This is a genomic window from Paenibacillus sp. Soil766, assembly GCF_001428105.1.
GTDB lineage: Bacteria > Bacillota > Bacilli > Paenibacillales > NBRC-103111 > Paenibacillus_E.
In genome coordinates this window covers 17,300-27,877 of sequence record NZ_LMSJ01000005.1, presented here as the reverse complement: position 1 = coordinate 27,877, position 10,578 = coordinate 17,300, and the positions used below count along the sequence as shown (strand labels likewise).

Here is a 10,578-nt window from a genome sequence, read left to right as displayed (position 1 = left end):
GCAAAAGGAGCCCCTATCTTTCGCAGTAGATTCCTAAAGTTTGTTATCGACGATATCCGAAACGGCTGGGACTTGAAGGAAGGAAAGGACCGCGGATTAAGCGAGGACATTATGGTTCAGTTTTTCGCTCCAGCATACGTGGGTATTGTAGAGTGGTGGTTTACGAACGGAATGCCATATCCCCCTCATGTGATGAAGGAACAAGTTGGTATTATGTTAGAGAGTAATCTGTCATAGATAGTACGTCTGCATGCTTCGTAAGTTCTTATCACACGCAGTAAGGTATGCATACTTTCAACAAAAATCTACATGCACACATGGAGATCTATCAACCAAAAGAGGCTTCCATTGATCTTGAGGCATCTTTTGGTTTTTCCGCGCTAAACTCCCTCTATGGAGAAACGCTTTGCTTTTAAATACTCTCGTTTTCTCAGTTTTTGACCATCAATACTTTTTAGGAGATAACATTTCAATGGTACGAAGTTGTAGATAAAGAAATTTATGGATATTCCAACGAACAATAAACTCTCTACCTAAACCATCAGATATAAAAAAAGGATGGTATGGTAATGTATGGTTGCACCTTTGGATCTCCACATGTGCTCATGGCGGTCAACCCTCCCACATCTCGCAGAGTCTACGCTCCCAAATTCCTTCATTCAACCTATCCATGAGGTGGAGGTCAGATATGCTGCCCGACAGGATCTTTGTCCGTAAGTTTAGTGCCTTTCCGACTCTTCCGTGCTTCTTGTTATCTTGCTCTGCTTTGGTCATCAACATAAAAAAGCGATCATTAAGCTGCGTGTGGTATCTCGGTTGTAAATCGAGGGATATCCCGGATCATCTTTTCTTCACTAAACTCATGGCCCTTCTGCAAGATACCGAAAAGGATTCGTATGAGTTTGTTACATAACGCGATGAGAGACTGCATCTTCTTTAATGGATTCACAGGTCGTTGCGTGTAATACTCGTGTAGGATTCGAAAGGCTGTATTTTTAGCGACTAGTGGCATCATCACTCTAAAAAGCAGAGCACGAGGGCGTTTCCTGCCTCTCTTGTGATCCTGGTTTGTCCTATATGAGTGCCGGATGAATTTGTTTTCAAATTCAGTCCGGCAAGCTTTGTAATCTGTTTTGGATGTCGGTACTGGTCAATGTCTCCTACCTCGGCTAAAAAGCCAGCGATCGTATCCCGGCCAATTCCTTTCATGGCCAATACTTGCTTTACATGAGGGATCTTCGCTTCCAATTCCTCAAGCTTGTTCTTAAGCCATTCGTACTGTGTCAGCAACAACTTTAGCTCCATTTTAACCAACTCTGAACCTTGCCTGATGCCAACAGAACAGCCGGTTGCTGCCTTCAGACTCTGTATTCGACCTAGACCAAGCCCGCGCTTTGCAGCCTCTCTTAAATGCTGCAGCAACGTCTCGTCTGGCACAGAAACAAGCTCATGAGGCAGTAGATGAAGGCTTAGCATTTGGATTGCAGACTTGCACTCCCAGTCCTTAAATACCGTCAGAAACTCTGGAAAATACCGATCTAGCCAATTATGGACACGTAATTGCACAACACAAAGGTCAGTTGTCAGGTGCTCGCGAATTTTCATGGCTTCCCTCAGTTCGGCATAAACACCTTGAGGAAGGCTCGGTACAGCGTATCTCCCGTCTTTGACCAACTGTGCGATAACTTTTGCGTCCTTAATGTCATTCTTTGTTGGGGAATTGTCATCTAATTCTTTACTTTTCTTTACGTGTAGTGGGTTCACTACGCCGTATTTTACTTGCTCTTCTTTAAGAAAATGGGCTAGGTTTAGCCAGTAGTGACCCGTTGGTTCCATACCAACTATGACGTCCTTGAACCCTTGATCCGTCGCAATCTTCCTGAACCAGTTCACAAATAATTCAAAGCCTTCTCGATTGTTTTCAAATGTAAGTGCCTTCCCGAACTCGACCCCGCGGAAGTCTTGGGCTCTCGCAACATGTCGAAATTTTGCGATATCGACTCCGATAATTAAGGTAGAAAAAGTGATTTGATTAATTCGATCATTTTGAGTAGAATGCATGTTGTAGTCTCCTTGATATTGTTATTGGATCTGTCGCTGGCCAGCAACTGGGATCCATAAACATCATACCAAGGAGTCTTTTTATTTTTCAATCCTCGTATTTCTACATAATAGGAATGCTGCCCGTTAGTGTAATGAAGCAGCCGACCCCAATGATCGGCTGCTTCCGTGTTTTTATTGAAACTATCGTTATCCATTAGTTAAACGCTTTTTCCTCGTTAAAGTAGTTCCACTCTACTTTCTTTGTTCAAGTAGCCAAGTATATAGTTCTTGGTTGCTCAATGTTGTTCGCAATATATCATGTCCCATATCAGGGTATATGGTAAGACTTACACTTCCTTGATGCTGTTCTACAGCGCTTACCATGTTTGTCATTTGTTCTAATGGGACAATTCCATCTCTGGCTCTATGAAAAGTCCAAATTGCAGTATTTTTAAGCTGCTCTGCTTTTGAAACTTGTCCGCCTGAACTCAATGGCACAATTGCAACAAACGTTTTCGGATTATGGATAGCTAAATCCCAAACACCATATCCCCCCATACTATACCCAATTAAATAAATACGTCTTGGATCTAGGCGGTGATTAGTTATAAGCTCATCTACCAAACCAGTAACTGCATCTCGCTCCATGTTCCAATAAGACTCACTTGGACATTGAGGAACTGCAACTACAAACGGTAGTGGTAATTTACCTTTATTAATTATTTCAAGCAGCCCATAATTCGATAATTGGGATAATTCCTTGCCCCTCATATCCAACCATGCAAAAAAATAATAAGTCCCCACTCACGAGTTGAGCCTTCATATCCTACAGGATGAGAAATGAGATAATCAATCTGTACCTTTTTTGTTATTTCGACGTTCAGGCTTCTAGGTTGTATTGTCATTCATTTATTCCTCTCATTTGTCGTCTTTTAGTTAAGAAGGCTTCATCCTGCCTAAGATCACTTATATTAAATTTTAATGCCAAACCTAAATCACCGCACTTCACTTTTATAATGCTATCAGATTTACAGCACATGGATAAAAAGAGTATAACGGTCGCTTTTTTAGATCCATTGAAGTCCAAGCTAATTTAAGAAAAACGCCAGCCGATCTCTTGGTCAAAATTAATCTTAAAATAAATGTGAGACTTAAAGGAAGTTCTTGATATTTGTCTCATCTAATTATCCCCTGTGCATATTGCTATGCTTTTGCAGTGATTTCATTTTGAGATTTACCAGTCCAATCCCTAAGATAATTAGAACAAGTCCCACCACCATCTTCGTAGTAATCGTTTCTCCCAAAAAGAAAACGCTGATCACTATTGCAATGAGTGGAACCAGAAAGTTAAACGACCCGATTTTTCCGGCTTCGCCTGATCTGACAAGCAAAAAGAAAACAAGCCAGGTTAGCGCCGTACAGAAGATCGCAATAATCAACAATGTCGAGATGAATTGCTGATTCCAAATAATATCCGTCCAATTCTCAACGGTTGTCCCCGCAACTAACAATACAATTCCACCAAAGATCATCTGAAGAGTAGTCAACCAGATCGCATCGACTTTAGTAGATGTTTTCTTCATATAAATCGTACCGAATGTCCAAGTAATTGTGCTGGCAAAACCAAGCAAGATGCCAAGGATCGAAATATTACTAGAGCCATTAGTTATGCTGATAACAGCAACTCCTATGAAGCCTAGAATAAGACCAACTATTTTGAAACCGTTCATGGATTCACCCAACCACAACCAAGCTCCGATTCCAAGTAAAACGGGTTGCATAAACACGATCGTCGAAAATATACCGGCAGGCATCATATTCAGTCCAAACGTTTGAAAGCCGAAAAAGAGAATAATATTTAGCAATGCGGAGATCAGGTAAATATGCCAAGTATCCTTCAAATTAATGTATTTATAACGTGGTAAAGCGAACAGAAGCAAAATGAAACCTCCGATCGTGATCCTCAAACCGGCGAAGAGCAATGGTGTTGCAAATTCGAGCGCATATTTAGATAACGGCCAGTTCACCCCCCACATCGCTACTAAAAACGTTAAAAGCAAAAAAGTATGTGCTTTTGAAAGCTGCATGAATTATCAGTCCCCTTTGTATAATGATGTTCACTTATGGTACAATACCTCGAAAAATAAATAAAATGCATTATTATCATTAAGGAGATATCAAATTTGTTATGAATATTTCTCAACTCATATTGTTTGTGAAGATCGTCGAGACCGGTAGCTTTACCAGGGCTGGGGAACAACTGCATATGTCGCAACCTGCTGTAAGCCGCGCCATCTCTACACTTGAATCAGAATTAGGAGTCATTCTAATGATACGGGAACGAAGAAACGGGGTTATTCATCTTACCGATATTGGCGCGCGCCTGATTGTCATATTCAGAGAGATTTTAAATGGATTTAATAAGGTTGAGCAGGAGGTTACCGCTGAAAAAGGATTTGAAGTTGGCACCGTTCGTGTTGGTGTATTCCCAATTGTGTCCGCGCACTTCTTGCCGAAAATATTGCGAATCATTGCGGAGAAACATCCGGGGCTAACATTCGAACTGTTTGAAGGGACAATCGAAGAGATTAAAAATTGGCTAGAATCCAGAATAATCGATGTCGGATGGATTATTTCGCCATGCAACGAACTTGAGACGATTCCTTTCTTTCGTGATGAATTATGTCTGGTCCACCGGGATGATCATCCATTGCAAAGTCGTCAAACAATTCATATAACGGATTTAGATAATGAGCCTATGATTGTGTGCCAAGGTGGATTTGTAACGCCGATTATCGAGTTATTCAAAGAATTCGGAACCACTTTGCACGCCAAATATAACGGCCACAACATAAACACGGCATTGAGTATGATTCAAGAAGGGCTTGGCGTCTCGATCGTTTCGAGAACATCTTTGTCACTATCGTCACTACCGCCTAATGTTCGCGTCAGGACAATTGATCCGCAACCCGTTAGAGAGATTCACCTGGCTGTTCCTTCTTTAAAGGAGTCCTCGCACGGGGTGAAACTATTCATTCGGACTGCAAGAGAGCTGTATTTATCTGAGGATCGGATCCAATAATGTGCATCTTGACGCATTACAGAATACTCTCAAAACATCGCAGTACCCCGAATAACTAAAGAAAAGGTATGATCAGTCGCCTTTAAAGTATACGAAGTAGAGATTGGCATCCAATATGTAATAGCCACGTTAACATTGGTTCCTTAACGGACAAACTAATCTGTCCGACAGATTACAAAAAATGAACAGCCTGCTAGCCTGCAGACTGTTCAATACAATTTGAATCAACAATTACCGTTAGAATTTCTGTAAAATGAATAATTCGGTTCTTGTCATGTCAAAAATAAGTGCCTCAATGCAACCGGCAACGTTTAATCGGATGAAAATATTAACCGCTCATTCTTAGTTTGAGTCTAAATTTTAATACTAGTTCGTTCAATCTGAGATTCTAAAACATCATATAGAGCAAGCTTATAATTTATTTTATCCAAATTAAAATAGAGATCCCTTATGCTTCTCTCTATTTCTTTTTTATGATAGAGCATCATCAATTTTCGTTCTGAAATTGTTGAGTCCCCTTCTTTGTATAAGTATACGTATTTCTGAATTTGAGCAATAGGCATTCCTGTTGCCCGAAGTGCTGTAACAAAGTATATCCAGCTTAAATCTTCTTCGTCGTATAATCGCTTTCCATTTTCGTTTCTCTTAACATGTGGGAGCAATCCCTCTTTCTCGTAATATCGAAGTGTGGGAGCGGCTATTTCCGTTATTTCAGTAACTTCTTTTATAGTCAGCATACTAAACTTTCATCGCCTCCTGTTAAAGTGTACTTCAAGTGAATTCTTCAATCTTTACTAATTGAATTTCTAGTTTCATGTCATAAAAGAAAAAAACTATTATTAAATCAAGGTATTTTATATTCTATCATACTCTTATTATTTATCAAAAAAAACCTTTGACTTAAAGTGAACTTCATATCTTATGATAGCAAGGTAATAAAAAACAATTTTCAATTTTTGAGAGGATGGTATACAGTTGGAAAAGAAAATTTTAGTACATGAAGCTTCACTGACAAATATTTCAATCGTCACTGGCGGCAGCCGGGGACTTGGTCGTAATACTGCGATTAGTATTGCACGTCATGGTGGCGATGTCATTTTGACCTATCGTAGCCAAGCAGAAGAAGCAAAATCAGTCGTTGCTCAGATCGAAGCTCTGGGGCGTAAAGCTGTCGCTCTACAACTTGATATAGCAAACCCATCCAGCTTCGCTGACTTTGCTAAGACGGTTGGTTCTACTCTGCAATCTACTTGGGGTAGCACCACTTTCAATCATCTGGTGAATAATGCCGGTCATGGAGAAATGATTAGCTTTGTCGAAACAACAGAGACTCAATTCGACGACCTGTTCAATGTGCATGTTAAGGGCGTGTTTTTCTTGACTCAAGCCCTATTACCGCTTCTTGCAGATGGTGGTCGTATTGTTAACTTCTCATCAGGCCTTACTCGTGTCTCTTATCCCGGCTTCTCAGCCTACTCTGCAGCTAAGGGTGCAGTAGAAATTCTCACTATCTATATGGCAAAAGAGCTGGGTCACCGCGGTATCACCGTTAATACCATTGCACCTGGAGCAATCGAAACCGATTTTCTAGGAGGTTCTGTACGCGACATACCTGCTTACAATGACACATTTGCCGCGATGACTGCCCTTGGTCGAGTCGGGGTACCAGAGGACATTGGTCCCGCAGTCGCCAGCCTACTTGGATCCGATAATCGCTGGGTTAATGCGCAGAGAATCGAAGTATCGGGTGGTCAGAACATCTGATCGCTAGTAAAGACAGCAAAGAACCTTCCTTATAGTTGTCAGAGGCCGCTGCGAAGAAATGCAGCGGCCTCATAAATTGTCTAAGGAAAGGAAAAATACAATGCCAATGATTATTGTTCACGCACCTGATGCTGCGTTCGATTTGAAGGCACGGCGAGCAATTGTCGGAGAACTTACAGATGTTGCGCTTGAATGCGAAACCTTGCCAAAGTCACCCTTCGTCAAAAGTACGGTTTGGACCTATTTTAATCTTTACGATCAGGATACCATCTTTATGGGAGAAGAAGAAGCGACAACGAATGTTGTCAGCGTGCAGATCTTCGTAATTGAGGGCGGTTTAGACAGCGACGCCAAAAAAAGGCTGATCGAAAGAGCTACCATAATTTTCGGACAACAACTCGGTACTTCTAATCTCATGCCCGTCTATATCATTATTCACGAAGTCCTCGAAGAAAATTGGGGGATCTTTGGGCGGAAAGCGGATTTAGTAGCTTACCGAACATCACCAATTGACGCGGCAGCTATGGTAATCATTTGAGCAGCAATAACAACTTCAATTGAGGCCCAACAACAATGCACCAGTTGTGAAGATAAATGTCCAGTTTTCGGATACGACAATCCCATTAATGGGAGTTTACATAGTTTTTTCGACCCCGATCGAAAAACTCCAAACGGAAGGTTTAGTGTAAGGAGCTCTGGAAAGTACCTCCGTTTACAGCATCATTGAAAGTTCTATAATGACGGTCCCACTGTAGGCCTTTTTGATGATCAGGGAGTCGTGCCTTGGTAACTAGAAGGAATACCGCAAAACGAGAGGAGAAGTTATTGTGAACCATTTAATCGTGTATGCCCATCCAAGAAAAGAAAGCTTTAACCATGCCATAATGGAAACCACCGTCCAAAGCCTCCGCCAAAAAGGGCACGAGGTCAACGTCCGCGATCTGTACGCGATGGAGTTCCAGCCTGTCATTAGCAGCAGCGAGATTCTGGGCAGCGTAGGTGAAGAGATCAAAAAGGAGCAGGAGTATCTAATATGGGCGGATGTGATTACCTTTATCTATCCGATATGGTGGACTGGACTGCCGGCAATCGTCAAAGGATACATTGAACGAGTATTTTCGTATGGGTTTGCGTATCGTTACGTAAATGGAGAACAAAAGGGACTGCTTAAAGGCAAAAAAGCCATAATTATCAACACGCAAGGAAAATCGCATTCCCAATATGCCGCAAGTGGCATGGACAAAGCTTTAATTCTAACTTCCGACATAGGCATTTTCGAATATTGTGGTCTAGAGGTGCTGAATCATGTGATTTTCGAATCCGTACCGAGTTCCGAAGAAGCAACTCGTACTGATTGGCTGGAACAAATCAAGGAGAAGGTTAACAAGTTGTAAGGAATAAACAAAAAAAAAATAATATACGGCACTAGGAGCAGCTCCTCAACGGGCTGCTCCCTGTTTTGGTTGAACTATTGTCCTTAGCAAAGTCTTTCGTTGCCGATTATAGATACTGTTTTGAACAGTAAACATATGCTTCCTATATGTAGATCAATGAGCTGTTTTGGTGGAGTTGGAGTTAACATCAGGGGTCCAGCTTTTAAAAATGTACAAAGCACAATAAATTCAACATCGATTTCTAAGTAGTCTGCAATAGTAATACGTGGCTTCCAATTAGAATTTTCATAGAGTTGTTATACATTACAACACCATATATTGGAACTATCCTGCCCGTTAGGTTAGTGAAGGCTGCCGATCGTGCCGGCAGCCTCCCGTTATTGTTTATTGGACAAACGTTCTCTCGTTAGCGCAATGATCCGTGCTTAATTTAATCAAGTCGTGATGCCAGCATCCACTTATCATTTACATATTCAATTCTTAGGGTCAATTTTTTATCCGGATTGTTAAAAAGTGTTCTATCCAACTCAACTTCTGCAACATTATCTATCTGGCTTATTACCTTTGCGGTATCAGTTAAGAAAGAAAATGCCCATCCGTGTCCTCCATTCCCTGTGTCATTATAAAGCTTCCCTTCATAATCCTTATAAAGTAGAAAACGGCCATCTGCCGGAGTCAAGTAACGAGAATAGAATACCGTTTGAGCAACATCTTTTGTGAAAGTTTCCTCCACCCAGTTTTTCAAATCCGCAATGGAAGTGATCTTTTCGTCGATTACCTGAGCGTAATCAGGTTCACCTGGAATCGTTTTTGTCTTATCGACTTTGAACGATCCAGTTCCATTAAACACTCCATAGAACTTTACTGCCTTCGGTATGAGCAGTTTAAGAATATCTTTTGCTTCATTGTCGGTAAGATTTACTGGATGGCTTTCGTCGTTGTTATAATTTATCTTTATTATCTGTGTACTTTCATCATACCCTACGGTAGATCCCATATTTTCTGCCACAAAACGAATCGGAACATAGGCATGACCGTTATAATTTAAAGTAGTGTATTCGTTGGCTAGTTCTTTACTTTGTCCATTAAATACATACTTAACTGGAAATAAGTACGCATTAATCGTTTCTGAAGCATACACAGCTGTCGTTGCGGTAAGAGCGATCCCGCACGTTAAACCAAGTAAATACTTTTTCAATGTCACCACTCCCTTTTTTATCTAAATGAATGACTCCAGCCTTCGTTCTCCCGAATCTATTGTACATCCCACACAATGATCTGTTAGTCATAAACTGGTATTGTAATTTCCCTTTAAAAATTAGTCTTTATCTATCCACAAATCATAAGAATACAGTAACAAATAAATCCAATCAAAATTGAACCGAATATTGTGTTTAATGTTGTCCCCTGATTCTTTGCAATTGGTACAAAGTTTATAAAAAACAAAATGGATGCGATAACAGTTGAAATAATCCAAAACAATGCAACACTATCCACTCAATAAAATCATACTCTCATCAACGTATAACTCCCTCTTCGTTATACCATATATTGGAATTTACTTGTGCTTTATCGCTTCAAATTTAACTCATAGTCGAGCGGTGAAAGTCCTATGAGCCTATCACCATTCAAACAACTTCATTTTGAGGTAACCCCCTGCCTACTGTTGAAGTCCGCAAGGCTAAACTCCCGTTACTTAAATAGACAACGGCAGCCGATCGGGTGACCAGCTGCCGCTAAATGAATAGTATTCAACAAACATGTCCCGTTAGCGGGGAAAACAAAAACGGTTGCCGAAGCAACCGCTGTTTCGCTATCGTTTTCCGTTAACGTAACAAACCGCGGCAACCGATTACCTATCCAGCTATCAACTCTACTTCAGAGTCTAACCCCATCCATTCGTCAAATCGCCCATTTACAACGGCTGCCTAGTTGTGTTACTCTTGTTTCTATAGTTTTCGAAATACATATGAAAAGGCGGTGAGAACCCATGGTCGAGGATAACGAGGAAGTCAAACAGGCAGTGAAAGTCTACAAAGCACTCGGAGAGCCGACCCGGATCAAAATAGCGATGCTTCTTACGGAAGAGATGAATCTCTGCTGCTCCGACATCAGCAGCAAACTCGAGTCCGTTGCCGGTTCCACGCTGTCGCATCACTTGAAACAGCTTACGGAATGCGGCCTGCTCACGCTTCGCAAAGACGGAACGTACATTTATTACAGCGTCAATAAAGAAGTCGCGCGAAAGTACGCCCCGTATCTACTGGGGTAGCCGTTTTTTTTGCCCTATATTTC

At 41.2% G+C, this 10,578-nt stretch carries 10 protein-coding genes and 1 pseudogene; 6 read left to right on the top strand and 5 right to left on the bottom strand.

Annotated elements, in window-relative coordinates; translation table 11 throughout:
• Nucleotides 1-15 precede the first annotated feature (15 nt).
• Nucleotides 16-237 (top strand): TetR-like C-terminal domain-containing protein, encoded by a 222-nt coding sequence (locus ASG89_RS36145; protein ID WP_157276529.1) that lies wholly within the window; start codon nucleotides 16-18, stop codon nucleotides 235-237.
• Nucleotides 238-793: 556 nt separating this feature from the next.
• Here the strand turns inward: ASG89_RS36145 and ASG89_RS04835 are convergent.
• The 3 genes and pseudogenes from ASG89_RS04835 to ASG89_RS04825 all read right to left on the bottom strand — a co-directional run bounded on the left by ASG89_RS04835 (nucleotide 794) and on the right by ASG89_RS04825 (nucleotide 4,130).
• Nucleotides 794-2,061, bottom strand: a pseudogene (locus tag ASG89_RS04835) (IS110 family transposase).
• A gap of 234 nt (nucleotides 2,062-2,295) precedes the next feature.
• On the bottom strand, nucleotides 2,296-2,847 hold the full coding sequence (locus tag ASG89_RS04830) for a dienelactone hydrolase family protein (RefSeq protein WP_057309252.1): 552 nt from the start codon (nucleotides 2,845-2,847) through the stop codon (nucleotides 2,296-2,298).
• 380 nt (nucleotides 2,848-3,227) lie between these two features.
• Complete coding sequence (locus tag ASG89_RS04825) at nucleotides 3,228-4,130, bottom strand: DMT family transporter (RefSeq protein WP_057309251.1); 903 nt, start codon at nucleotides 4,128-4,130, stop codon at nucleotides 3,228-3,230.
• A gap of 101 nt (nucleotides 4,131-4,231) precedes the next feature.
• On the opposite strand from ASG89_RS04825, the gene ASG89_RS04820 reads away from it, so the two are divergent.
• Nucleotides 4,232-5,125, top strand: a complete 894-nt coding sequence (locus tag ASG89_RS04820) for a LysR family transcriptional regulator (protein ID WP_057309249.1) — start codon at nucleotides 4,232-4,234, stop codon at nucleotides 5,123-5,125.
• 353 nt (nucleotides 5,126-5,478) lie between these two features.
• On the opposite strand, the gene ASG89_RS04815 is transcribed toward ASG89_RS04820, so the two are convergent.
• A complete protein-coding gene (locus tag ASG89_RS04815; RefSeq protein ID WP_057309247.1) occupies nucleotides 5,479-5,862 on the bottom strand; it encodes a MerR family transcriptional regulator in 384 nt (127 codons plus the stop codon).
• 271 nt (nucleotides 5,863-6,133) lie between these two features.
• Here ASG89_RS04815 and ASG89_RS04810 point away from each other — a divergent pair, with 271 nt between their 5' ends.
• The 3 genes from ASG89_RS04810 (at nucleotide 6,134) to ASG89_RS04800 (ending at nucleotide 8,283) form a co-directional block, all read left to right on the top strand.
• Nucleotides 6,134-6,889: an SDR family NAD(P)-dependent oxidoreductase gene (locus tag ASG89_RS04810; protein ID WP_057309479.1), complete on the top strand. Its 756-nt coding sequence runs from the start codon at nucleotides 6,134-6,136 to the stop codon at nucleotides 6,887-6,889.
• A 106-nt stretch (nucleotides 6,890-6,995) separates the two neighbouring features.
• Nucleotides 6,996-7,427 carry a tautomerase family protein gene (locus tag ASG89_RS04805; protein WP_057309477.1) on the top strand — a complete coding sequence of 144 codons (432 nt, stop codon included), beginning with the start codon at nucleotides 6,996-6,998 and terminating at the stop codon, nucleotides 7,425-7,427.
• Between the two features lie 289 nt (nucleotides 7,428-7,716).
• The gene (locus ASG89_RS04800) at nucleotides 7,717-8,283 is read left to right on the top strand and encodes an NAD(P)H-dependent oxidoreductase (RefSeq protein WP_057309245.1); all 567 of its coding nucleotides are present in this window, start codon (nucleotides 7,717-7,719) and stop codon (nucleotides 8,281-8,283) included.
• A gap of 430 nt (nucleotides 8,284-8,713) precedes the next feature.
• On the opposite strand, the gene ASG89_RS04795 is transcribed toward ASG89_RS04800, so the two are convergent.
• Complete coding sequence (locus ASG89_RS04795) at nucleotides 8,714-9,481, bottom strand: stalk domain-containing protein (protein WP_057309243.1); 768 nt, start codon at nucleotides 9,479-9,481, stop codon at nucleotides 8,714-8,716.
• Between the two features lie 792 nt (nucleotides 9,482-10,273).
• Here ASG89_RS04795 and ASG89_RS04790 point away from each other — a divergent pair.
• On the top strand, nucleotides 10,274-10,555 hold the full coding sequence (locus tag ASG89_RS04790) for an ArsR/SmtB family transcription factor (protein WP_028554769.1): 282 nt from the start codon (nucleotides 10,274-10,276) through the stop codon (nucleotides 10,553-10,555).
• The last annotated feature ends 23 nt before the right edge of the window (nucleotides 10,556-10,578 follow it).